The organism is Limosilactobacillus viscerum (assembly GCF_947387525.1).
Lineage (GTDB): Bacteria > Bacillota > Bacilli > Lactobacillales > Lactobacillaceae > Limosilactobacillus > Limosilactobacillus viscerum.
On the sequence record NZ_CANDNW010000003.1, the window covers coordinates 1 to 23,496 of the forward strand.

23 protein-coding genes and 2 pseudogenes are annotated in these 23,496 nt (G+C 40.5%); 16 read left to right on the forward strand and 9 right to left on the reverse strand.

Annotated features, from left to right (window positions below; genetic code table 11):
- From QOS07_RS01480 to QOS07_RS01505, 6 genes and pseudogenes are all read left to right on the forward strand, one after another.
- Nucleotides 1-276 (forward strand): annotated as a pseudogene (locus QOS07_RS01480) (IS30 family transposase); the annotation flags it as partial.
- Nucleotides 277-389: 113 nt separating this feature from the next.
- Entirely contained in the window at nt 390-902 is a 513-nt protein-coding gene (locus QOS07_RS01485; protein ID WP_278844665.1) for a hypothetical protein, read from the forward strand.
- Between the two features lie 312 nt (nt 903-1,214).
- A complete protein-coding gene (locus tag QOS07_RS01490) occupies nt 1,215-1,745 on the forward strand; it encodes a hypothetical protein (RefSeq protein WP_278844664.1) in 531 nt (176 codons plus the stop codon).
- 175 nt (nt 1,746-1,920) lie between these two features.
- Complete coding sequence (locus QOS07_RS01495; RefSeq protein WP_326521318.1) at nt 1,921-2,568, forward strand: helix-turn-helix domain-containing protein; 648 nt, start codon at nt 1,921-1,923, stop codon at nt 2,566-2,568.
- Between the two features lie 103 nt (nt 2,569-2,671).
- Nucleotides 2,672-3,025: a hypothetical protein gene (locus QOS07_RS01500; RefSeq protein ID WP_283587242.1), complete on the forward strand. Its 354-nt coding sequence runs from the start codon at nt 2,672-2,674 to the stop codon at nt 3,023-3,025.
- A complete protein-coding gene (locus QOS07_RS01505; protein WP_283587243.1) occupies nt 3,007-4,275 on the forward strand; it encodes a hypothetical protein in 1,269 nt (422 codons plus the stop codon). The genes QOS07_RS01500 and QOS07_RS01505 overlap by 19 nt, the downstream gene beginning before the upstream one ends.
- 45 nt (nt 4,276-4,320) lie before the next feature.
- Here the strand turns inward: QOS07_RS01505 and QOS07_RS01510 are convergent, their stop codons facing one another.
- The gene (locus tag QOS07_RS01510; RefSeq protein WP_326521319.1) at nt 4,321-4,620 is read right to left on the reverse strand and encodes a helix-turn-helix domain-containing protein; all 300 of its coding nucleotides are present in this window, start codon (nt 4,618-4,620) and stop codon (nt 4,321-4,323) included.
- Here QOS07_RS01510 and QOS07_RS01515 point away from each other — a divergent pair.
- The 6 genes and pseudogenes from QOS07_RS01515 to wecB all read left to right on the forward strand — a co-directional run.
- Nucleotides 4,573-4,749, forward strand: a pseudogene (locus QOS07_RS01515) (IS30 family transposase); the annotation flags it as partial. The gene QOS07_RS01510 and the pseudogene QOS07_RS01515 sit on opposite strands and share 48 nt — an antisense overlap.
- Before the next feature lie 106 nt (nt 4,750-4,855).
- Nucleotides 4,856-5,725, forward strand: coding sequence for an MFS transporter (locus QOS07_RS01520; protein WP_283587245.1), 870 nt, complete (start codon nt 4,856-4,858; stop codon nt 5,723-5,725).
- Entirely contained in the window at nt 5,718-5,876 is a 159-nt protein-coding gene (locus QOS07_RS01525; protein ID WP_283587246.1) for a hypothetical protein, read from the forward strand. Before QOS07_RS01520 ends, QOS07_RS01525 begins: the two co-directional genes overlap by 8 nt.
- A 17-nt stretch (nt 5,877-5,893) precedes the next feature.
- Nucleotides 5,894-7,186 (forward strand): glycosyltransferase family 2 protein, encoded by a 1,293-nt coding sequence (locus tag QOS07_RS01530; protein ID WP_283587331.1) that lies wholly within the window; start codon nt 5,894-5,896, stop codon nt 7,184-7,186.
- 15 nt (nt 7,187-7,201) lie between these two features.
- On the forward strand, nt 7,202-8,338 hold the full coding sequence (locus QOS07_RS01535; protein WP_283587247.1) for a glycosyl hydrolase family 8: 1,137 nt from the start codon (nt 7,202-7,204) through the stop codon (nt 8,336-8,338).
- A 2-nt stretch (nt 8,339-8,340) separates the two neighbouring features.
- On the forward strand, nt 8,341-9,459 hold the full coding sequence (gene wecB / locus QOS07_RS01540) for a non-hydrolyzing UDP-N-acetylglucosamine 2-epimerase (RefSeq protein WP_283587248.1): 1,119 nt from the start codon (nt 8,341-8,343) through the stop codon (nt 9,457-9,459).
- A 97-nt stretch (nt 9,460-9,556) separates the two neighbouring features.
- On the opposite strand, the gene QOS07_RS01545 is transcribed toward wecB, so the two are convergent.
- From QOS07_RS01545 to QOS07_RS01570, 6 genes are all read right to left on the reverse strand, one after another.
- Nucleotides 9,557-10,483 (reverse strand): IS30 family transposase, encoded by a 927-nt coding sequence (locus tag QOS07_RS01545; RefSeq protein WP_283587249.1) that lies wholly within the window; start codon nt 10,481-10,483, stop codon nt 9,557-9,559.
- Nucleotides 10,484-11,320: 837 nt separating this feature from the next.
- The gene (locus tag QOS07_RS01550; protein WP_283587250.1) at nt 11,321-11,596 is read right to left on the reverse strand and encodes a hypothetical protein; all 276 of its coding nucleotides are present in this window, start codon (nt 11,594-11,596) and stop codon (nt 11,321-11,323) included.
- Nucleotides 11,597-11,649: 53 nt separating this feature from the next.
- On the reverse strand, nt 11,650-15,138 hold the full coding sequence (locus QOS07_RS01555) for a hypothetical protein (protein WP_283587251.1): 3,489 nt from the start codon (nt 15,136-15,138) through the stop codon (nt 11,650-11,652).
- Nucleotides 15,139-15,484: 346 nt separating this feature from the next.
- Nucleotides 15,485-16,405 (reverse strand): hypothetical protein, encoded by a 921-nt coding sequence (locus QOS07_RS01560; protein ID WP_283587252.1) that lies wholly within the window; start codon nt 16,403-16,405, stop codon nt 15,485-15,487.
- Entirely contained in the window at nt 16,405-16,593 is a 189-nt protein-coding gene (locus QOS07_RS01565; RefSeq protein ID WP_283587253.1) for a hypothetical protein, read from the reverse strand. The genes QOS07_RS01560 and QOS07_RS01565 overlap by 1 nt, the downstream gene beginning before the upstream one ends.
- A complete protein-coding gene (locus QOS07_RS01570; RefSeq protein ID WP_283587254.1) occupies nt 16,594-16,881 on the reverse strand; it encodes a helix-turn-helix domain-containing protein in 288 nt (95 codons plus the stop codon).
- Between the two features lie 225 nt (nt 16,882-17,106).
- Between QOS07_RS01570 and QOS07_RS01575 the strand changes: the two genes are divergently transcribed.
- Together QOS07_RS01575 and QOS07_RS01580 are read left to right on the forward strand one after the other, a co-directional pair.
- A complete protein-coding gene (locus QOS07_RS01575) occupies nt 17,107-17,697 on the forward strand; it encodes a helix-turn-helix domain-containing protein (protein ID WP_283587255.1) in 591 nt (196 codons plus the stop codon).
- 297 nt (nt 17,698-17,994) lie between these two features.
- Entirely contained in the window at nt 17,995-19,098 is a 1,104-nt protein-coding gene (locus tag QOS07_RS01580; RefSeq protein ID WP_278844234.1) for a site-specific integrase, read from the forward strand.
- Between the two features lie 769 nt (nt 19,099-19,867).
- Here the strand turns inward: QOS07_RS01580 and QOS07_RS01585 are convergent.
- Both QOS07_RS01585 and QOS07_RS01590 read right to left on the reverse strand, forming a co-directional pair.
- Entirely contained in the window at nt 19,868-20,035 is a 168-nt protein-coding gene (locus QOS07_RS01585) for a hypothetical protein (RefSeq protein WP_283587256.1), read from the reverse strand.
- A gap of 27 nt (nt 20,036-20,062) precedes the next feature.
- Complete coding sequence (locus tag QOS07_RS01590; RefSeq protein WP_326521320.1) at nt 20,063-20,359, reverse strand: transposase; 297 nt, start codon at nt 20,357-20,359, stop codon at nt 20,063-20,065.
- A gap of 778 nt (nt 20,360-21,137) precedes the next feature.
- Between QOS07_RS01590 and QOS07_RS01595 the strand changes: the two genes are divergently transcribed.
- Nucleotides 21,138-22,241 (forward strand): alanine dehydrogenase, encoded by a 1,104-nt coding sequence (locus QOS07_RS01595; RefSeq protein WP_283587332.1) that lies wholly within the window; start codon nt 21,138-21,140, stop codon nt 22,239-22,241.
- Nucleotides 22,242-22,287: 46 nt separating this feature from the next.
- Nucleotides 22,288-23,319: a bifunctional threonine ammonia-lyase/L-serine ammonia-lyase TdcB gene (tdcB, locus tag QOS07_RS01600; RefSeq protein WP_283587258.1), complete on the forward strand. Its 1,032-nt coding sequence runs from the start codon at nt 22,288-22,290 to the stop codon at nt 23,317-23,319.
- Nucleotides 23,320-23,496: the final 177 nt, after the last annotated feature.

Below are 23,496 nucleotides of genomic sequence, written 5' to 3' on the forward strand. Positions count from 1 at the left end.
GTTCACGATCATGTTTTCTATGCTGATCCGTATTCCCCTTGGGAACGTGGATCCAATGAGATCAATAACCGGTTTCTCCGCAAGGAGATTACCAAAGGTGAAGCTATAAATAACTATAGTAGTGCTCAGATCATAGCGACTAATGATTGGATGAATCACTATCCACGAGCTATGTTTAATGGACATTCGTCAATGGATATCTATCGTAAGGCCTTCTACCAAGAGATATCACAGCTCCATCAACCAATAATCAATTGGTCAGTATTATTTATTTGAGTCCAGTGGCTAACTTATTCTTGAAATTTAGGTTTTTGAAATATTTTTTACTTAACATTCCTGGTGGTTACTTTTGTTAGTATAAAGTTAAATATTTCAAGGAGGTCATATTTATGACTAATGTTGAAAAGAAGAATATTGATCCGATTGCTGTTTCCCGTCAAGCTGCCAAAAGGGTTAGTGACTATGCAGCCAAGTATAATCAAGTTAAACAAAGGGCCGTAGATTATGATAAAGAAGCTCTAGCGGTAGCAAACCAAACAAAGAAGGATACTACTAAGGCGGTGAAGTACTTCTATGCTCTTGTGGTGGGTATCTACAAGGAAGTCTATCGTTATGATCCAACTGACCAGGAAATGTTCCAGAATGTTATTAACTTCAATCATAAATATGGACAAGCTCGTCGCCATTTAATGTTGCATTTTCCAGTCTGGAGTGACGTGTTTGAAGAGTATTATTATTTCATTGTTGCCGGTAAAGGTAAGACTGTTGTACCCTTTAATTATTTTCTTAAATACCTAGAGAAACACAAGGGTACCAATTCAACTGACTATCTTATTGCTAAGGCTGTCTGGGATTGGCGTAATTTCACCATTGGTTCATCACCGAATTGCGTATGGCGGTAAAAAAATAACACCCAGGATTAACTTGGGTGTTATTTATCAGAAATATCATTTTACTCATGATTATAACAAAAAGACCGTCCTCATATAACTTTGGCGAGTTTACGGACGATCTTTTATTGATCTAATGTAACAGAGCCACCGTCTTTTTAGCGGGCCTGTTTTTTCTATACATAGTTATAACACGGATTAGTGCCTTTTACATATAACACTCACTTAATGTATCGATTTTTAGCTGACATATTTTACTTTACACTTGGCAGGGTCATTTTTGTTATGGTTAATTCAACAAGCTTTGAAAGAAGGATTTAACCAATGATTGATAAAAATCAGTTGTCAAGTAATGATCGATTTGAACTAGAGAACGCTGAAAAGATTATCCATCTTGGTGGACGTTTAATGCCTTTAATTGCTGACAACAATGTAGAAACTGATGCTGATGAGAATGAACATATTGAAGCTAATGTGGATGAAGTTAGCTATTTATCCAATAAGATCTTTGAATTAGCCACACCCGCAATGGATCAATTTGAGTATTTATTGCGTTTGATTGATAACAATGTCGACTACAATAAGCACTTACCCTTTTTCGTGTTTCTCACCCCGGAATTAGAACAAGAAGCTAATGAGCTACGTTCTTTATCTTACGTATGGTATGAGTTGTTTAATCAATATTGCGATGATCTTGATTCTTTTAAAGATAGTAGGTATTTATCCAACCAGATTGTTGATTCATATTTGAAGCATGGTGATCCTGATAGTGCCGAATATAAGTTAATAAAGGCTTATCGTATTTGTAAGCATGACAATATTTATCCACTTTCATATTTAGCACGGTATCATTAATACTTATAACCAGTAATAAAGTAGTTATCTAATTTAGGTAGCTGCTATTTTTATTTTAAATTCAAAAAAGTGTGCCAACCTGTACTGCACAAAAATGGTACCAAATAGCTAGCTTCTCATTTAAGATTCCAATCCAACTAAACTAGAGATAATCCAAAATGAAAGAGGCAATTTTATGTACACAGTTACAGATTTATCCAAGAAGTTAAAGGTCTCAGTCAAGACGGTTCGCCGCCATCTAAAGAATAACGGTATCCAGCCAGTCGATAAGGATGGCAAAACGTCTCTTTACGATGATCATGCATTGGCAGTCTTACAAGATGCCATTCAGACTAAGCGTAGCAAGCATGAAGCAGTTGTAAATGCTGGGGTAGCTAATATCAATAAGTCTACCAACACTCCAGCAGAATCAGTCCAAGTTCAAGAAAGATTAGAGCAACTTGACAAGTCTACTCATACTTTGGCTGGTGATGAGTACGCCAAGGCAATTGCTAATCAAGTTACTGAGATGTTGAAGTCAGACACTAGTGTCAATAAGGCAATCAGTTTACTCACGGTAGCAGTTAATCGTGGACGGATTATTGATCAACAACATGATGAATTGGTAGCTGAGATTCGCCGGTTGGACGATAAAGTAGATGGACTTTATGATCGACTTCTTCATAATATGCGTCATTTCAATTATCGGAAGATGGCTCAAATTAATACCCAAGAGTTTCTGAAAGTGGTCAGTAAGCAACAAGACAAAGGTAATGGACAAGCTAGCAAGCAAGTTAAGGAGAAGGAAAAAGAAAGTGATTGGGACAAGGGTCAAGGGGCGTAAGCCCTTTGTCTATGATGGCTAACTCGGATGTCCACTGAAAGGTGGCTCCAAGTTAGCCCTGCTTGCTAGTAAGTATCAGACAAGAATTAAGGAGACATGACCAATGAAAGATGAAAAGAGACGGGTATCAACCCGATTGTCCAATCAGGATTATTTATTTGTTTCAGCAATGGCTAGGACAAATAATCAGAGTGTTTCTACATATTTAAAAGACAAACTGTTTGAACCAAAAGTAAAAATGTCCGATGAACAAGCTAAGCAAATTCTTCAGGAATTTACCAAGCGTGTAGATATTTTGACTTTAAGCCGGATTGAACAAGGTATTTTTGCCTTGCTGAAAAATGTCCAAGCAACTGGTCAATTTACTGATGAAGATCGATCAATCTTACTGGATGTTCAGCATGAAATGAAGCAAGTTAAAGAAGGGATTGAGCAGCTATGTCGACACTCTTTGTAGAACCATCTACCTCATTGATTCAAGCATTGGGATACCTTGCGGAGCAAAGCCATAATCCAGACCAATGTCCAGATCGAAATTTAATGGTGGATTCAAACTACTCAGATGTATCAGAATTCTTTGCTGAAACCGAGCGCCGTATTGCCAAGGCTAATCGTTTACGTAATCACCTGTACTCAGTTCGTTTAAGTTTCAGCAAGGATGAATTTGATCCAACACAAGCAACTGATCAGGATTTGGCATTTGAACTTAGTAAGGAATTTACAGAAACATGGTTAAAAGAAAAGAAGATTAACCGTCCGTATGTGATCGCATTACAAGCAGATGGAAAGTCTGGGTTACTTCATTCACATATCTATGTTTGTAACCCTGGATCTGATGGGAAAGGCATTCCCAAGGGCGTATCAGCGTTAAAAATGCAGGATTTAAACGACAAGGTAACGCGAGAATTTATGTTGAAACATGACCGTAGTACCGCTGTACAAGATCGATTAATGGCAAATAAGAAGCAACATGATCATAATTCGATGGGGGCGTCTGTTGGCAATCGCCATTATGGTAAGGCCAAAGCGAATGCTAAGGCGGGAGACAATAAAGAATATATGAAGAAGATCATGCTGTCAGCCTTAAAACAAGCTACTTCTCGGCAGGAATTCCTTCAGCTAATCCTACAGCAAAATATTTATCTCAATCGTGATGCCAATAAGTCCAGTGATGACTTATGGCTACGGCATGATGGTGGCTTCCGCAAGTCGTTATCATTTGAGTACCGTGGTACGCCAGGACGGACGACAACTTTACTCGGATTAAATCTGGAGCAGATTGACCAGCAGCTTAAATGGAATGCTAAGCTAAAGCAAAATCAAAACCAGAAACAGTTATCAGTACCAATTCAACATGCTCATCAACATAAGCGGTCAAAGGTTAAGTTCCATAGTCTTAAACTTGTTAAGCCAAAAGCTAAGGTAGCTGAAAAGACAGTTACTAAGACGGTACTACCAAAGCCGCATCTTAACTTACAAGAACTTTTAAATGAAAAGTATCGTGAACTGATTAAGATTAATGAGCAATTGTCTGATCCCAAACTACCAAAATCAAAGCGTGAGTACCTTGAAAAGATTAAGCCCGGCGTGGTACAAGCGGTTAGTGAGCTGGAGTCAGCATTCTTTGTTGGTGAAACCCAGAAAGAGGTTTGGCGTCGAAAGAAAAAGGAACGTGAGTTGGAAAAGGAATCAGCACCGGAAAGTTAGTAAAAGAAAAAGGATCCTGTTAGTCAGGATCCTTTATTTATGTCATTAATGGCGCTTCTCTAATATTGCAATGATATGGCTACTTAGCATTTCTCGTTCATTTAATGGGTAAGTATTTAATAGTTCATTTAATTCTGATTGCTTAGGACCAGTCGGTTGTTTCTCAGGAGCTGGCATATTATTAACCAATGATTCCATGTTGGTATTTAACGCTTGAGCAATCAGGTATAGGGTGTCGCTACTTACCCTGGTTGATTTATTACGTTCTAATTTACTTAGGAAGTTAATTGAGATGTCGGCCTTCTGCGGCGCGATGGGCTCCACAAAGGCCGCGATCTCCGCCACCTAGCTGATGGAGAGGTTGCTCAAATAATGAGTTACCGGAACAACATTCCTCGCAAGTCATTGGGCTATCAAACACCTTACGAGGTATTCATGAAGTATGTCACTGATGAGCAACTACTTTTTTTCTAACTTAAATTGATATTTCGGGACTGATAAGGTATATAATTTTATTTGTTACGCTTGCTTTTCAAAAGCTTAAACTGTTAATCGAAATATGATAAAGGAGATTTCTAAATTGATACGGCGACATATAGTTGGATTTGGCCTGACCATCCTCTTTCTGATGGGGGCCTTAATTGCAGTTTTAATGTGGTGGGCAGGAAATTACTCAACTACCGTGGCAACAGCCATGCTGATCCTGGTTCTTCTAGGAACCGCAGCCGGAACGCTGATTCCAAACATCTTATTAACTTGGCTGATTATCGTCCTGTCGACCATCGGGATTGCAATCCTGATGATGGGTTACGTTGTGATGACGATTCCAATCAAGATCGGCCTGCTGTTGGCCTTCCCAGTTTGCGCTAGCCTGAGTACGCTCAGCCGGTCGATCCTCTCTGGTTGGAGATGGATTGATCGTAACCGCGCTGAGGTCAATAGTTATGCTGAACACTACGATCAAATCACTAAATTGCAGACAAAGTACAACGCACAGAAGATTTATAAAAAGGCTCAGCGGTTTGTCATGGAGGATCAGGATGATAGCCGGTGGCTTAACACCACTGCAATTCATTGGTCACATAATCGGCAGATCCGGCAGTTTCATAAGCGTGCATATAACGAGATGCTGCGAGAATTTGCTAAGGTCCTGAAGACTGACCGGCTTCCCTCCGAGTCACTCTACTACATTGGCTGCGGAACATTCCTGATCATCTCGTTCAACTTGACTAAGCAGACCTATGATCACCGGAATGCTCTGACGCGTCAAGACTTGCAACAGCTAAAGATCGGTCAGGCAACACCACAGTTTAAGTGGGGTACCAAGTACATTAATAAAGACAACGCTGCCAGGTTTCCGGAGCTTAAGGAGATCATACGCCATATCGACCGCGATATGGAAACTGACCTAATAGTGGAATACATGAAGGGAGACAATGCAAATGGTTAATTGGTTTTTCTGGTTGGCAATGGCGATCACCCTTATTTTCTTCATCCTCGTCATGATTCTCTTCGTTCTCCAGTGGGTAATTTACTCGCGGGTTGAGAAAACAATGCTCCACTACGACAAGCAGATCTATTCAAAGGGAGATGATGACTAGTGGTACAAGAAGTACTGATGATTATCACATTGGTATCCATCTGGATTTCCCTCTTCATGTCGATTTTTACCCTGGGCGGGGCTACCGATTTCTGGCTCAAGCATAGTTTTAAAGTGATTAAGATCACTCCCCTGCCGCGCTACCCGATGATCACGATCGTCGTCCCCGCCCATAACGAGGAAGTCGTGATCGCCCAAACCACTCGGGCAATTCTTGATATGAACTATCCGGCAGACCGGGTGGAACTGCTCCTCTATGCGGACAACTGTGCGGATAAGACGGCCGATGAAATGCGGCGGGCACTTGCTGATCCGCGCTACCGCAGCCGCAATGTGAAAATCATTGAACGGACCGGATCCGGTGGCAAGGCTGGTGTCCTGAACGATGCCCTTAAAATAGCTCATGGCGATTACATCGGGGTCTACGATGCTGATGCAATGCCGGAAATCAATGCCCTCTATTTCCTGGTTCGGAAGGCACTGGAAAATCCAGAACGCTACGTTGCCGTCTTTGGGCGGAACAAGACCCGGAATGCACAGCAGAATTTTCTGACTAAGTGCATTAACCAGGAGATCGTCGTTACCCAGCGGATCCAGCATTGCGCTATCTGGCACCTGTTCAGGATTGGCCGCATCCCCGGCACCAACTTCATCATTCAGCGTCAATTCGTCCAGGAGATTGGCGGCTGGCGCAATGGAGCCCTGACCGAGGATACTGATATTTCGTTTAAGATCATGCAGAGTGGAAAGCTGATTGCCCTCGCCTATAATTCTGAGGCATTTCAGCAGGAGCCAGAACGACTGCACGACTATTACTTCCAGCGACTGCGCTGGGCGAAGGGAAACTACCAAGTGGTTATTCACAATTTCCGCCACCTGTTCGATCACAGCAACTGGCGGGTTAAGCTCGAAACCTTCTACTACTCCTGTACCTTCTTCTGGTTCAACGCTGCCATTGTCCTATCTGATATCATCTTTCTCGCTAACGTCGGCTTTATTATCGCGCGGTTCTTCAACCCTTCACTGGTAATCCCGTTTACCTTTGGCGAGAGTAACATTCTGATTATGCAGGTACTATTGCTGAACTGGCTTTTAATGATTATTCTGTATACCCTTCAGATATCAATCGCAATGGCCACCCAGTTTGGTCAGGCAACGACTAGACAGATTTGGCTGGCACTGGCCTCCTACTTTACCTATTCCCAGCTCTTTATTGTGGTTTCCATTCATGCCGTAACTTCAGTCTGCCTGGATGCCTTGCTGGGACGCAATGGTAACGTTTGGGTTAAGACCAAGCGCTTCAATGACTAGTGGAAAGGAAAAGTTATGCGATTATCTAAATTTACATGGTTTCTGACGGCGCTGATAGCAATTATCTATACCGCCACCCTCATTGTTATTCGAATCGAGAATCCTCACCATATTCAGGCTGAGAGTTACCAGCGTTGGCGAGAAACATACATTATCAAACAATCCGCTAACCGGGCCTTTGTCAATACCAGCAATAATCGCGCCAAGCCCGTTGCCCTTTCCGAGGGTCAGGGGTATGGGCTCTACGTTACTGCCGCGGCCGGTCAGCATGGTTGGGCAAAGTCGCGTGATTTTGACCAGCTGCTGAATTACTACCTTGCTCATCGTGACTATGTCGGCAATCACCACCAGACTCCAACCTATCTGATGCAATGGCGCCAGTACCAAAAAAATGGTCACTGGGCTAGTGATATCAACAGCGCGACCGATGGGGACCTCTTCATCGCTATGGCGCTCCACCAGGCAGCACGGGTTTGGCCAAAGCGGGCTGGCTATTACCGGAATTTGGAACGGCACTTGACTAGCGATATTCTTGCTTATGAGTACAACCCGCATACTAGGTCCCTGACAGTAGGCGACTGGGCGACGAGCAAGTCAAAGTACTACCGCTTGATGCGGACATCAGACGTGGCTCCGACCTTCTTTGACACTTTCTATCAGTCCAGTCATGACCAGCGGTGGCGGATTGTGAAGAATGGGATGCTCGACCACCTTGCGGACCTCAGTGCTCAGCACCGCACCGGGCTGGTTCCCGACTTTGCTTGGGTAACTGCGGACAGTGCTAAGCCCGTCAAGCCGTGGACGGTTGCCAGCAAGAACGATGGCAACTATTCCGCCAACGCCTGCCGGGTTCCCATGATGCTTGTAAACAGCAAAGATCCCCGGGCGCAGAAGACATTGACCCGCATGATGAAGTTCTTCAGTCAGCGGTCGTACGTAACGGCAGGCTATACCCTAGCCGGGAAGAAGCTGAATCATTACCAATCAGCCAGCTTTAGTGCCCCGATCTTTTTAGCGGTGAGCCGCAACCGTAACCACGGGTATGACAACTTGTTTGCCAGTCAGAAATTTATCTTTAGCAAGCCATTGCCAAAGGATAACTACTATGACGCTACGCTGACAACGATTGCTGCAATGGAAGGGATGAATTAATAATGAAAAAGAAAATAATGACGGTCTTCGGTACCCGGCCAGAGGCGATCAAAATGGCTCCGGTCGTCAATCAATTAATTGCCGATGAGCAGACGACGCCAGTCACCGTCGTAACTGGCCAACACCGGGAAATGCTCAAGCAGGTTTTAGACTTCTTCCAGATTAAACCGGATTATGACCTGGCCATCATGGAGAAAAGTCAAAGTCTGGAACAGATTACCAGTAAGGTTCTTCTAGGCCTAGCGCCAATCCTGCAACAGGAACAACCTGACCTTGTCCTTGTTCACGGTGATACGACTACCACGATGGCCGCCAGCCTCAGTGCTTTTTATCACCATATTCCGATTGGCCATGTTGAGGCCGGTCTGCGAACCTGGAACCTGGCCTCGCCGTTTCCTGAAGAAGCCAATCGGCAGATAACTGATGATCTGACCAGTCTTTACTTTGCCCCTACTGACCTTAGTCGGCAGAACCTATTGCAGGAGCATCACCCGGCCGACCGAATCTTTGTGACGGGAAACACGGCAATTGACGCCCTAAAGTACACGGTCAACCGTGAGTACCACCACCAGGTCCTCGACCAGATTCCTGATGATCATCGTATCATCCTGCTGACAATGCATCGGCGTGAAAACCAGGGTGTCCCAATGGTCAATGTCTTCCGTGCTGTCCGGGAAGTTGCTCAAGCGGACCCTAAGCTAGACGTTATCTATCCGGTGCACTTAAGTCCCAAGGTTCAAGAGCTGGCTCATCAGGCCTTTGACGGGATTAAAAACGTGCACCTGATTGCTCCCCTGGATGTAGTTGATTTTCACAATCTAGCAGCCCATAGTTACTTCATCATGACTGATTCCGGCGGTGTCCAGGAAGAGGCACCATCTTTGAACAAACCGGTGCTCGTCCTTCGCGATACAACGGAGCGCCCGGAAGGAGTCAAAGCCGGAACACTGAAGTTGGTCGGTACCAAGTCAGCTGATGTCAAAACGGCAATGCTTACCTTGCTGAACGATGATCAACAATACCAGCAAATGGCGAAGGCTAAGAATCCATATGGGGATGGACACGCAGCCGAGCGGATTGTTGATCAATATAAGCAGTTTCTCACTCAAGATATTATATAAACTAGACGCGATGAAAAAGCAGCAACCGTAATCGGCTGCCACTTTTATCATTCACTACTTTTTGAAATGGCAGACTGCAAGAAATAAATTGAACGATTTATTGACGTAGATTAAGTAAAAAGATCTCAATAGGTGAATGCCAGTTGAGACACTTAAGTGGCCGAGAATTTAAATACCAGTTAATTTGTGTTAGTTCGCTGTTACTCAACTCTTCAATTGGCTTTCCCTTGGGTATAAAGCGTCGTAGGACCCGATTACAGTTTTCGTTACTACCACGTTCATGTGGTGAGTAGGCGTGGGCAAAATATACCGGTGTACCGGTTAATTTCTCGATTATGTGAAAGTCCGCAAATTCTTTTCCATGATCAACGGTCAGCGTTTTGAGCTTGCCATTAAGTTGATGAGCTAGCTCGACAATTGCCTGCTTCATTGATTGACTATCACGACCATTAAGGCGTTTAACGATGGTCAGACGACTCTTTCGTTCTACGAAGGTGGCGACTGCTTGGCCTTTGCGCTTGCCAGAGAGAGCCGTATCAGCCTCAAAATGACCAAACTCCTGGCGGGTATCAACACTAGCGGGCCGTTCTTCTATGGAGCGCCCGTGGCTAAAGGTACCGCGCTTTTCTTTGGCTCGATGTCTACGGATACCATGATCTGGTAAGTCCTTGAGCTGGAGGTCAAGTAATCCTTGGTCAATCCAATTGTAGATTGACTTATAGGCAATTCCAACCACATGCGCGACCTGTTCAGCTGACCATTTTTGAACTTTGATTTTCTCTTCAATCAACCGTTTAAGATTAGTGGTTAAAGAAGATTTACGCCCTCGTTGCGCAATTTTCCTTTCAAAGCCGGCTTGTGCTAATGGTGCCTGATAAGCAACAACGTCCAGTCGATGAAGCTCATTAAAAATAGTGGTCTTACTGAAGCCCAAGTAGTCGGCGATATACTGTAAGGAACGTTTTTCGTTGTGAAGTGTTTCAATGACAACGCGGTCTGAAAATGATAAGATAGTGGTGCCCATAAAGGTCCTTCTTTCAATGGATTTAGTTTAGCAACACCATTAAAGACCTTTATGGGTTTTTCTGTCCACTTAAATGTTCAACTTAAATTTTACAATCTGCCAAATCAAAAAATAATTTTATTTTTTGAGAATATCGAATATAATAGGTGGATTATAGAATAAAGATAGAGATTTTCGCTTTAAAAAGTGGGCAAAGCATGATTCCCATATTTTCCCGAGAAATGAATATCCAGAACAATTATAAAATAGAATCAAAAAACTAAAGGAGAAGCCATACAATTATTCCTTTAGTAAGAGTAGTTTCAATATCATCAAGGTTACTTATGAAGTAAAATAATAGGGGTCATTCATCCGTTTACTTAATGCTTGGGATAACCTGAATCTGATAGCGGATTACCTTATGCTTGAATTGATGGTATTAATTTAGTATCATAATAAACGAAAAGAGAGCAGTGAGGTACCAGCTCACTACCCTCAATCGTGAATTTGGACGATTTTTGGTTTTTGAAAAGAGATTAGCCTTTGCGGTTAGTCTCTTTTACTATTTGGTAAGCTTTTGCAAAAAGTAAACTTGCGCGAGCTAAAATCCAAATAGCCACAGCCAACTGGACCGTGCTTATTCCTCCAATCATTCCTAGCTTTCGGCATGATTGCTCACCTCCGTAAATTTGGATTTGTTGAGGGGTGACGTATCATCCGATTGTATTCACTCGATCCGCTAGTTGAGTTAGCAAGGCTTAACTATTAGATCTGACATTAATTATATCGTTTTAGTTAGGATAATAATAGATGCTTGAAAAATACCCCGGAGCGATGAGGCTCTGGGGTATTTCTGTTTTAAAGCATAAGTTGACAGCCTTTAAGGGTGATCTCGGCATCGCCACTAATGGTATTGATGAGTAATAACCAAACGACATCTTCATCATCTGATTGGTGTAAGTATTTGATAATTTTTGGTAAATAAGGGGCAATCGTAACTAAGTCAATGGTGACACGGCCAGTTATTCGTAATTCATCAAGTTGTTTATCTGATAACTTAAGGTCGGCTTGAAGTTCAAGATCCTCTGCAACTTCGGCCACACGCTCATTAATAGTTTGATCTAATTCTGACATAATAAAAACCTCCTGAAATTAAATTCAAGAGGTTTCCGCCCGTGTTAACGGGCTTAGTCATTGTCTTTTAACTTAAACTTATCAAGTTTAGTATGAAAATCTTCTTTGATAACGCACATTGGGTTAACAAAAGAATCCTTATTCCTTCTTAACGCCTGTTTGAAGCCGCTAAAGCGACTGTAATGTCCAGCGAATAAAGCGTTATAAATTTCTTGAAGATTATACTCATTTCGACGATGAGCAATGTAACGCAACAAAACTTGCGGTACATATTTCTTATGGTAGTATTTTGCTAACTCGTGGTAGTCTTTACCCTTTAAGGGAACGTCGTCATGTACCCAGCTAACATGTTTCTCATGCTTAGAACCACGACGATAGGTTCGAACCGATTGATCAAGTGACATAAACGCTTTGGCATATTCTTGCCGAAAAGCCGGAAATAGTGATCGATATGGCTTTAATTCAGAACGATATGTCATTAGTTCATCAATGCTCATGAAAGGCTTAGTCAAGTAAAAACCAAAACTACCTTCTGGAACAAATCCGATTGGCTGATAAGTATCGTCAGGACTAAGGTTAAGATACTTTGGCTGATCCCAAGTTGACATGCTGATGTAATGTTTTTGATCTACTTTGTGTTTCAAATCAATTAACGACTGAATCCGCATATCATCAACTTTAAACGTAACAACATCGTTATTTATCATATTAAGAACCCGTTGAATTGGCCAGTCACCAGATTGTAATCCAACTAGTGCTTTAATATGGCCATCCTCAGTCAAATTAAAGCGTGTTCTAATATTATATAGGTTGGTAGTTGTCATTGTTTGACCAGTATTGTGACTCTTTAATTCAAAGAATTGTCCATTAAAGTAATTCTTGCTAACTTGCACCCAACGCTTGTCAAAAGTATTTTCACAAGTTTGACGAAATTTCTCAACATTTACCTCATCATTAGTGCAGAAGATAAAACCATCTGTCGTGATTGAAGGTATGATTGAGTTAGGATATGTTTTTTCCATCAAGTCCATAATACCGTTAACTTGGTAGCGCGCTACACTAGTATATTGAGCAGCAATGTAGGGATTAGTGTTGCGGCTAAATGGCATATACATTGTATAGCCACTCAGAAAGTCACGTGTACTCCCACTTCCTAACCCCTCGGCAGTTTTACCATACATCGAATTGTCAAGTAGCTTATAAAATAGCTGTAATGAGTCATATTTACGGTATTCATCACTTCCTACCTGAAATTTGGAGCGCTGTTTCTTAGCATTATTACGACGCTTTAAAGCCCAAGCTTGCATTTTACCGCCAGGTGCTAGTTGTGAAATGCTACCGTTAAGCGTTTTCTGAACAGGTACGATTAAACGATGAATCCGAACATTCCCACCATGTTTAACAATGTTAAAGGTATCGGTTAACGTCATGTTAACACGGTTAGCTTGACGAACGTACACGGGACCTTGACCCTTAATTGGTGGTTTATAACCTACAGGAACACGCTTGACATTGTCTGGAAAATGGTATGATAGACAGCACACACCGACTGTAAATGGACCATTAGGGAACTTATTTTGATGCTCATTAATATATTTAATGAAGTCACTAGTATCGAGATCACGGATATCTAATATTGGTTTCCGATCAAGTCGGATGTCTGGAATCATAAGCCCGGCAAATGGATATGAACTTTTTTCGTCGACATCAAACTTGTATTTGTATTTTGATTGAAAAACTCCAGAGCAGAAAGAAAGATTCATTCCACCAACATAAGCTCGTTGCGCAATTTGATAGCCATCATTATACACAGGGTCAGGGCGAACGCTAAAACGATCATGAGCACCACGTTGGTGTTTTCTATCGTTAAATTTAGGTTCTGTGAACCCATAGCCTTTACGCATGAAATCAAAGTCTAGCATCGTCCCTAAGGTCTTAATCGGAGACCATTTAATGGTGCCAGCTCGGTTAAACCAAGGAATTAAACTATAGATTGAATCATCGTAGATCCGGTTAAGCACGTCGTTAATTGTCGGTGGTACATTTTGTCGTGTCTTATTAAACTGGTGAGCATGATCGGCATAATGATTTAATAAAGCAGTTGTAAACTTAAACTTGCGCTTAGGAGTTTTGACTTTATGTTGGTCAAATTCTGCTATATCAAATCTAGGATTATCCTCATATAATCGTTTATAATCAATCATATTAGATAACTTATCAATAGAATAATCGGATGAACCAAGAGTAGAAGCTGAACCGACGATTTTTTGATAAATATTTCCGTTATTGCTAATGCAGTAAGCAACGCTACCTTTAGCTAAATAAGAACCAAGTTGTTTGATGAAGTAACGTTGAGCACCGAATTCTCGCGGATCTTCACCGCAACCATCGCCACTCACGACATTAGTTAATATTTGGCGCCAAATATCCTGATCTTTTGGTGGAACTTGATTATATGCAGTAGGGCGAAGGTATTGATTAACATCAACACCCTCGAAGATACTGTTATAGATATCAGTGATAGTTTTCTCATCAAACGGTTGATGACTATAATGACTGGCAATCTCGTCAGCAAGACTAGTGATTGTCACTGGAATATGAACTCTTTTAATTAAACCTTCATTGTAGACCTCAATGACATTTCCAAGAACAAAATCAAGGTATTCCAACGTAACTACAGTATCAGTTAATGCATATTTTCGGTAATCGTCAGGACGATTATTTAGTAAATCACGCATATGACGTTTATAGTACCCCGGGTTATTACAATTTACGTAGTCATGATAAGTGATTAAATCGTCTTCCAGATCCCACTTCTTAGTATTTAACTTGGGCTCCCCAACAATGTCACCTAGCGCTGCTAACCCGCCTTGCGGGCCAAGTGCCATGGTATCAACAAATGAAATAGTTATGGGGTACTTCTTGCGCCTGGAAGTTGGATTGACAATGTTAATACTATAAGGTTGGCTAAAGAACTCCTGCTTATTTAATGAAATAAAGTGGGGGTCGGTCTTTTTACTTTGCTTATCGATATACTTATGCCAATCGTAATATGCTGTAATATCGACACCGCCAAAGTATCCAACCCAAGTGATAGGCGGTATCCGATAGCTCCCGTTTAAATACCCCTTAATCTTATCCTTCTTTAGTTCGAGTTGCTTAGACAGCCTTGTGAAATCACTGTCGGCATAACTTTCACGATATCCAATTTTACTCAGGTAAAACCGTGCTGATTCCAGGAAGTCCCAAAGGGAGAAAGGTTTATCCCCAGGATTACGATACAAGACCAATTTCATGGCTGGATGACCAGCGAGCTTAAAAACATACTGATGACTAATAATATCGTCTTGAGTACGGATATCGGTATCCTGGGAATTGTTAGAATGAGTATGGTTTGATGAGTCCCATTCACTGTCGTCTCCACCAAGAAAGAGTGGTTCATTAGTGTAATATACACTTTGGTCAATATTCGTATATGGGTCGGCATCGGCACTTGGATATAGATAATACCAATGAGGCCTAAATAATTTGTTGAATGCCATATTATTCCTCCGTTCAACCAATCAAATGGAGGATGTATATATTAACTGGATATAATCCAGTATGTTATAATTGTGCTCGAATTAATCATTAGGCATGTGTTACATTATTAGTCCATTTGATTGGTTCGAATCTTGAGAGCTAGTGGAATGGCGGTTCCGTTAGCTCTTTTTTAAGCACTTGAATATTAAATATTTCCCATTTTTGGGGGAACAATTTTTGACCAGGTGTTCACCCAATGGCAAGGTGAAAATCAGTCAACCGCGCCCCTCCTTGGGATGACACAAGAAGTCTCATATATGGGAAGCCCCCCCATATATGACTAGGTTGTGACGGTCAAATGATGTATTACATGTTTACCACCTCCTTAAAATTAGGGTGCCTTGGTGAATTCATCCATTTGCCGTTCCAGGCTTGATTAGGAAGCTCGCCAGCAACCCCAGCCTGATAAATCTTGTCGACTGATGGTCGTTCATCGTGGATACGAAAGTAAGCTACCATTTCACCAGTTAAAGATGCATTCAAAGCAGGCTGACGGCTGAAAATGTTTCCCGGTAGGTTTGTGGTTATCTTTCGGTGAAATCGATCAAAAGTTAGAACATCAGCCATCTCAAATTTAATTTCGTAAAACAGCGCTTGTAACAATTTCTTGTTACTAATACCCAATGAACGTGCGATCATATTAGCATCTGCAATGTCACCGCGGTCGTTCCCGTTTTTGTCCTTCCATAGAAGACCATCTGTCGGGAAGTTTAAGATTGGTTTTGGCCGTAGGAATTCCTGATACCACCAAACATTTAATGGAACAAAGTCGTGGATTAAAGTATCTTTACGATTAATTTCTTCATTTGCGGAATTGAAGGTGTAATTAACGTAGTGCTTCTGGTGGTGTTGGGAAATTCCCTGAGTAGCATTAACCTTCAATAAAGTTAACTTTGCTGGTGGCGTACTGAACAACCATCCATACCAACTACGCTGCTGCAACAACCGAGCATAAGTAGCAGCTACTACTTGTGGCGGTTGTTTGCTTAGGTCGGGTACCTTAATATTAAGTGCATCCATTAATGATGTTAGAGCTTTATTAGCTGCAACTCGTTGATCATGATGCTTGGAATTGATAAATAGTTTAATGGTAACTGTTTTATCGTTAAGACCGAAAGGATGGTCTTCAGTGTCAACCAGTGTCAGTAGGATCCCGTAATTTGGGTAAAGCAATGCTGCCCAAACAAGTGCAACCTTATGTTTAATAATACTTAGATCAGGAATCATTATTGTTCTCCTTCCTTATTATTACGATAAGATTTATAGAAATCGATGTAATCAGTAATAGCCCATTTAATGAGCTGTCCAACACTGCTTGGTGGGCAATTTGCTGGCCAAAAGTGATTGTCATTAATCATCTGCTGAATCGAGCGCTCTTGACAGTCATCCAATTCAACATGATATTTAGTAGACATTTAATGATCACCTCCAGTACTAGTCATGAAATGATCAAGCTCAAGTCGACTAAAACGGTAAGTCTTGCCGATCTTCTTGTAAGGTAAATGAAGATTGGAATTTAACATCCATTCGGTTAGAGTTTGAGTAGAGATGCCCAAATACTTAGCAGCCTGCGCTTTTGAAAGATAAGGCGGAAATTGACTATTGAGTGATGATTCCCGGGTCTGAATAATAGTACTCAGGATTTCTTCCTTGATAGCAGTAGCAAAATCATCCGGGATGGATGCCTTAGAAGTAAAATCCATATGTGGTTGCCCCTTTCTTAATAAACCAAATGTGGCAAAACAATTTTCATAGTAATGATAGAACACTTCATGTTTACTTGTCAACAAGATTGGTTAACTTATTTTGGAGGATAAAGTTTCATGTTGTCTATAAAGGCAATGCAAATAATAGCGATATGTTGACTATAAAAGATAAATCTATTAAAATATAGTTAATCATTATGGTTGACTTATGGGGTGAAATAAATGGATAAGAAACTAGTTGGTGAAAGGATAAAGAAGATTCGGCAAAAATTAGGAGAAAGCCAGGAAGAATTTGGTAAGCGCTTTAATCCGCCTGTTAGTAAAGCTGCCGTTTCTCGCTGGGAAAAAGGTACTGCAAAACCTGAAGACGAACGATTGAAAGCAATTGCCAAACGTGGGAATGTTTCTGTTGATTACCTTATTTACGGAACTTCTGCGGAAAGATTTGTTAAAGCATTGAAGGAAATAGGTCTTCAGGGAAAGGTTGAGGGGTACACCAATAAAGAAGGTCGGTATATAAAGATAAAAGGAAACGATCATCATGCTGAAGAAGAAATTAGACGAAATAAGTTATTGAATTCTTTTAAAGATGAAATGAATATCTTTAAAGAGAGCGAACTAAATAATTTGGATTTATCAACTATTACACTTTTTTACAAATTATTTAATTATATAAAACTAGCAAATAATGATAAAGCCATGGAAAAATTAAGGGACTTGTTTTTTTATTCTAATGGAATTGGTGATGGAATGGTTAATTATAAAAAAGATGAATCACATGAAAAGATTGATGATTTATTAAGTAATTTATAGTGCATTTAATCAAAGTAATATAAACAGTGTAGCTTTGAAGCATATTTTCATTCACGATTAAACTATGAAGGAAGGGATCTCATATTATAAGCATGGAATAATAAGAAATATGTATTGCTATACATAGTGTTAGCAAGGAATTTAGTAACGAAAATTGGTATTATTTTTCTAAAATGGAAACAAGTAGTTAAAGTTAATATATTCATAGAATGACAGTAACGTGATCCTTAAATCATTATGTAACGATAAAGTTTCTTATTATCTGTGCTGACTTAATGATCAAAGGACTCTGAGAATATGGGATACATTGGAACTACTGTAAAGAAGACTAATAATGGATATTATGGCTATGTTAATTATCGCGATGGTAATGGTAACCGTAAGCAACGGAAGGCTAAGGGGCGCTTTAAATTAAAGCGTGATGCTAAAGAAGCAGCAACGAAGCTTAAACTTGAACTAGAGGAATCTAATATTGATTTTATTGATATTTCATTCACTAACTATTATCGTAAATGGTTTGAGTTGTATAAAGCAAATAAGGTCAAAAGTCATAGTGGTAAGTATCAGTACGAGCTTGTTGGTAATTATGTGGAAAAATACTTTAAGCAAAAGAAACTTAAAGATATACGCCGGAGCGATTATCAAGGCTTCATAAATTGGTATGGTAAAAATCATTCTTATGAAAGTGTTAGAAAGCTAAAGGGGGCTTGTCATACTTGTATAGATTATGCTGTGGATGATGGCATTATTAATAAGAATTTTACTAATAATGTTGAGATATCATATGATGCTAGCCGGACACGTAAGGTCGAGTATCTTAACAACAGTGAATTACAAAAGTTAAAGAAGTTCACTGTGGATAAGTTAGATCAACATTACACTAGTCGATATATGATACTTACAGCGATTTATACGGGAATGAGAAAAGGAGAAATACAGGCATTAACTTGGAATGATATTGATTTCTTACATTCTACGATTTCAATAAGCAAGTCGTGGGATGAAAAGGGGAAAGCATTCAAACCTACCAAAACAAGTTCAAGTAATCGTGTTATTAAGGTTAATCGTGAATTATTAGAATATCTTGGAGATTTAAGAGCTAATGGTTCAACGATGGTGTTTAGAAATATGTTTGGTACTATCCCTACGTCCAATGCATTGAATAAATGCCTGCATGAGGTTATGAAGGAAGCAGGGATTCCTAAACAAGAATTTCATTTTCATTCCTTACGTCATGTACATGTTGCTTATTTAATTGGTCAAGGTATTGATATATATGCCATTAGTAAACGTTTGGGACATGCTAACGTTAATATTACTTTAAAAGTTTATGCGTATCTTGTTGATGAATTCAAAACTAAAAATGATAATGCAATTGTTGAAAAATTAGGAAATATTTAATCTGAGTCAAACTTGAGTCAAAAGGGGGTATAAACCTTATTAGAAAGGCTTTTTATATCCCCGTGCGGGTGATTTTTTATACTTTCATTTAATTTCATAAGCCATCAATCAGTTGATATGGCGGTATTCTTTAACCGGTTCAAAGGCTGTTAAAGTTGTTTATATAAAATTTTGAACCGATTTTGAACCGTCTAAATTCAATTTAGTTGTCGGGCGCGACTGTCACTTGCGGGTGGCAGTTTTTATTTTGCACAAAAATATCATGATATAATAAAAAAATGCACTGGCAGCCACCAATGCACGAGTGTAGTTATAGGAGCTGATACCCTTGAAGGTGTACTCTGTTTGCGCTTGGCTGGTGGTGTATTGCAGTACACCAGAATAAGAGCGCTTAAAGCTAATTTATCAGCCCAACTATTGAAGTAATATTCTCTAGCACAGCCATATTATAGCATGAATTAGCGTTTCAATCGACCGTCCGGCTTTTACTGGGCGGTTTTTCTGTATAGGCTTATTTACTAAATCAAGGGCCAATAATAGTCCATTATGTTCATATCTTTCTAAATTTCTAAGAGAAATAAATAAGTGGCACTTTTCGTTTAGATATAAGTTTGTTTTGGCAAGCAACCAATTTCTTAAATCCCTTTTTTCAATTATTTCAGCATAAAGAGGGCCTTTTCTCCCAGATTCTTCCATTAATTTGAGTAAGTTTATACGTTGTTTGCGCTCATTAGTTGCATTAGTATATTCGATCATCGCTTGATCGGGACTAACGCTTTTGCTTTGAGGGCCCGAACAGGGTCAGCGATTTTTTTAAGATATCACGCTCCAATTTTGTGTCATGGAGCTCTTGATTTTTCTTAGCAAGTTCTTCCTTTAAGTGTTCTACTTCAGTCTTATTAGCGAGGTGACGAAGCTGTTTCTTAGTGTGTTTCACTTTTGATTTCCTACCTTTCGGGTGAGGTTATAAGGCTTTAATACCGCCTCGCTCGAATTGTGAACGCCAAATTGAAACCTGATACGCTAGCACATCAAACCGAGCCGCCACTTCAGCCATAGACTCATCATGAGTTTGGTAGTAGTCTACCACATTTAGCTTGAAGTCAGCGGTAAACGTCCGCTTATGACGACGTGGTTTCAGCGAATTGAGCCCTGCCATTCGATATCTTTGAACCCATCTAGCAATGAGCCTTGGTCTAATATCATATCTTTCACCAAGATCATAAGTACTCTGGGAAGTAGGAAGATATTCATGAACTATTTGTGTCTTTAGTTTTGAATTATATTTAGTCTCATATAAAAAGTGCCGTCAATTAGCGGCTTTTTTGTTTTAAATGTTCTTCATACTAAAAAAGTGCACTGGCAACCACCAATGCACAAGTCCAACGAAAGAAGCTGATTAATTTTGGCGATGGTCCTTGTTGCGCTTGGCTGGTGGTGTATTGCAGTACACCAGCACAAGAGCGTTACCGGTTTTCAGCATATAATATAACTTCCTCTTACGCTATATCATAGTATGGTTTAGCGACTTGGACAACCGTCTGGCTTTCGGGCTTGGCGGTTGTCTGCTAAATACTTTACCCTTTTTATTGTATAAATCATTGACAGTTTTCTAATTGGCTAAGTATTTTCAATCGGGCGATATTTCGATTAAAAATGAGCTAAATGTTAATTAATCACCGTCCATTATTAGAATATCGTTTAGTAAAGCAGAAAATTTTACTAGTGCCTTTTACCGTGTTTAATATAATTAATCAAAGCAAGCGAAATAGCCGACTTTTTAAAAGCAGTCAAAGCTAAAATTAATGATCGCAACCGTTTCCACCTTAAAATTAAAAAGTAGTTAAAACGGTATCATCGAAAAATAAGTAAAAGTCTCACAAAGCCAATAAAGCGCTTACAACTACTGATACAATGGGAATTAAAAAATGATAAAAATCAAACAAAACACCAGAATGTGAGTAAAATCTTTTACTTTTTAGATATTGTTGTATAATGTAAGCGTACTCAAAAGAAAAGGGAGGTTTTCGAGTATGAGTATGACAATTGCTGTTATTAAAGAACAAAAGGAAGGTGAAGGCCGGGTTGCTGCCACTCCTCACAACGTTGAAGAAATGGTAAAAGCCGGTAACATTGTACTCGTTGAAAAGGATGCCGGTGCTGGTTCAGGCTTTGACGACGCCCAATACGAAAAGGCTGGGGCAAAGATTGTTTCACACGAAGATGGCTGGAAGGCTGACCTGGTAATTAAGGTTAAGGAACCAGATCCAGAAGAATACAAGTACTTCCGGAAGGGCCAAATTGTTTGGGGCTTCCAACACCTTGCTTCTTCCAAGCCAACTGTTGATGCAATGATGAAGGCTGGTACGACTGCAATCGGTGCTGAAACCATTGTTAAGAATGGCAAGGCAGAATTGCTGTCTGCAATGAGCCACATTGCTGGTCGTCGTTCTGTCATCATGGGTGCTTACTACCTTGAAGCACAACAGGGTGGTGAAGGGATCCTCTTACCGGGGACTCCAGAAGTTCCTGCCGGTAACGTTGTCATCTTTGGTGGTGGTAACGCCGCCGTTGCTGCCGCTGACTTAGCTCTTGGTATGAATTGCTCAGTTGTAATTATTGAAAAGAAGCCAGAGCGGATCGAAGAATTAAAGAAGCAATACGCTGGTAAGAACTTACGGGTTGTTGAATCAACTGAAGACAATCTTGCAAAGGAAATCAAGGATGCAGACCTCTTCATTTCAACCATTTTGATTCCAGGTGCTCGTCCACCAAAGCTGGTTAAGGAATACATGGTTAAGTCAATGAAGAAGGGCAGTGTTATTGCTGACGTTGCCATTGACCAAGGTGGGACTGTTGAAACAATTGACCACCCAACAACCATTGATGATCCGGTATTCACCAAGTTCGGCGTAATTCACTATGCTGTTCCTAACCAACCTGGTGCTGTTCCACGTACTGCTACAATGGCACTTGCTGCTGGTAACCTTGACTACCTTCTTGAAATTGCTGACAAGGGCATCGACGAAGCCATTAAGTCTGATGAAGCCTTGAAGAGTGGGGTTTGTGTATACGAAGGCAAGGTTACTAACAAGGGATTAGCTGATTCACTAGACCTCCCTTACACTGAATTAAATCTTTAATTGGGGTTTAGACAAAGCTTAATCTAACTTTTGGAGGTCTCGTATTATGGCTACAAATAGTGTTGTTGCACAAACAGAAGACATTTTGAACATTAAAGATATTGAAGACGCTAAGGCAACAATTAGTAAATATGCTCGGAAAACACCTCTTATTCAGTCAATGTTTTTGAGCCGTCAAGTTTGCGATGCCAATGTCTACCTTAAGCTCGAAAATATGCAACTGACTGGCTCATTTAAATTCCGGGGCGCTAATAATCGGATGCAACACCTGACAAAGGAAGAAGCAGAACGTGGGGTTATTACTGCTTCTGCCGGTAACCACGCCCAGGGGGTTGCCTTAAGTGGTAAGTTGCTTGGAATTGATACCACTGTTGTGATGCCAGATGAAGCACCACAATTAAAGCGGGATGCCACTGCTGGTTACGGTGCCGAAGTTGATATTCATGGTGCCACCTTTGATGACGCTCACAAATGGATGTTTGAACGGGCAGAAAAGGAAGGTAAGACCATCGTTGACCCATTCAATGATAAGTATGTCATGGCTGGTCAAGGGACAATCGGTCTGGAAATCCTTGATGACATTTGGAATGTCGACACCGTGATTGTTCCAATTGGTGGTGGTGGCTTAATGTCCGGTGTTGTTACCGCTCTTAAGTCATTCAACCCTGGTATTCATGTGGTTGGTGTCCAATCCGAAAACGTTCACGGGATGGCTGAATCAGTTAACAAGGGTAAGTTAACCTACCACCACGATGACTTCACGTTAGCTGATGGTACTGATGTTGCTATGCCAGGTTCATTGACTTTCCCAATCGTTGACAAGTTAGTTGATGAAATTGTGCTGGTCAATGAGGAAGAAATCGCACAGGCAATGAAGGACTTACTGCAACGGACTAAGATTGTTACTGAAGGTGCGGGTGCTTTGCCAACTGCTGCTTTGGAAGCACACAAGATTGATGATCAATACATTAAGGGTAAGAATGTCGTTGCATTAGTATCTGGTGGTAATGTTGATCTTGACCGGGTATCTAACATTATTGACCACTTCTTAAAGCCAATGGGTAAAAGTGTTGGCTAATTAGTAATTCATAATTGAATCTCTAATAGATAGGATTGAATGATTTGTTCATTTAATCCTATTTTTTATACGCTTATAAGGGAAATTTTTGTTTTATGGGGAATTTACGGTAAAATAACAATCGTATTGTAAATTTATTTTCGTTTAAGGCGAAAAATAGAAAGGATTTTGAATTAA

Coding starts and splice junctions, on each gene's coding strand:
- QOS07_RS01485 (WP_278844665.1), top strand. CDS start 390: ATGACTAATGTTGAAAAGAAGAATATTGATCCGATTGCTGTTTCCCGT.
- QOS07_RS01490 (WP_278844664.1), top strand. CDS start 1,215: ATGATTGATAAAAATCAGTTGTCAAGTAATGATCGATTTGAACTAGAG.
- QOS07_RS01495 (WP_326521318.1), top strand. CDS start 1,921: ATGTACACAGTTACAGATTTATCCAAGAAGTTAAAGGTCTCAGTCAAG.
- QOS07_RS01500 (WP_283587242.1), top strand. CDS start 2,672: ATGAAAGATGAAAAGAGACGGGTATCAACCCGATTGTCCAATCAGGAT.
- QOS07_RS01505 (WP_283587243.1), top strand. CDS start 3,007: ATGTCGACACTCTTTGTAGAACCATCTACCTCATTGATTCAAGCATTG.
- QOS07_RS01525 (WP_283587246.1), top strand. CDS start 5,718: ATGGTTAATTGGTTTTTCTGGTTGGCAATGGCGATCACCCTTATTTTC.
- QOS07_RS01530 (WP_283587331.1), top strand. CDS start 5,894: ATGATTATCACATTGGTATCCATCTGGATTTCCCTCTTCATGTCGATT.
- QOS07_RS01535 (WP_283587247.1), top strand. CDS start 7,202: ATGCGATTATCTAAATTTACATGGTTTCTGACGGCGCTGATAGCAATT.
- wecB (WP_283587248.1), top strand. CDS start 8,341: ATGAAAAAGAAAATAATGACGGTCTTCGGTACCCGGCCAGAGGCGATC.
- QOS07_RS01545 (WP_283587249.1), bottom strand. CDS start 10,483: ATGGGCACCACTATCTTATCATTTTCAGACCGCGTTGTCATTGAAACA.
- QOS07_RS01550 (WP_283587250.1), bottom strand. CDS start 11,596: ATGTCAGAATTAGATCAAACTATTAATGAGCGTGTGGCCGAAGTTGCA.
- QOS07_RS01555 (WP_283587251.1), bottom strand. CDS start 15,138: ATGGCATTCAACAAATTATTTAGGCCTCATTGGTATTATCTATATCCA.
- QOS07_RS01560 (WP_283587252.1), bottom strand. CDS start 16,405: ATGATTCCTGATCTAAGTATTATTAAACATAAGGTTGCACTTGTTTGG.
- QOS07_RS01565 (WP_283587253.1), bottom strand. CDS start 16,593: ATGTCTACTAAATATCATGTTGAATTGGATGACTGTCAAGAGCGCTCG.
- QOS07_RS01570 (WP_283587254.1), bottom strand. CDS start 16,881: ATGGATTTTACTTCTAAGGCATCCATCCCGGATGATTTTGCTACTGCT.
- QOS07_RS01575 (WP_283587255.1), top strand. CDS start 17,107: ATGGATAAGAAACTAGTTGGTGAAAGGATAAAGAAGATTCGGCAAAAA.
- QOS07_RS01580 (WP_278844234.1), top strand. CDS start 17,995: ATGGGATACATTGGAACTACTGTAAAGAAGACTAATAATGGATATTAT.
- QOS07_RS01595 (WP_283587332.1), top strand. CDS start 21,138: ATGACAATTGCTGTTATTAAAGAACAAAAGGAAGGTGAAGGCCGGGTT.
- tdcB (WP_283587258.1), top strand. CDS start 22,288: ATGGCTACAAATAGTGTTGTTGCACAAACAGAAGACATTTTGAACATT.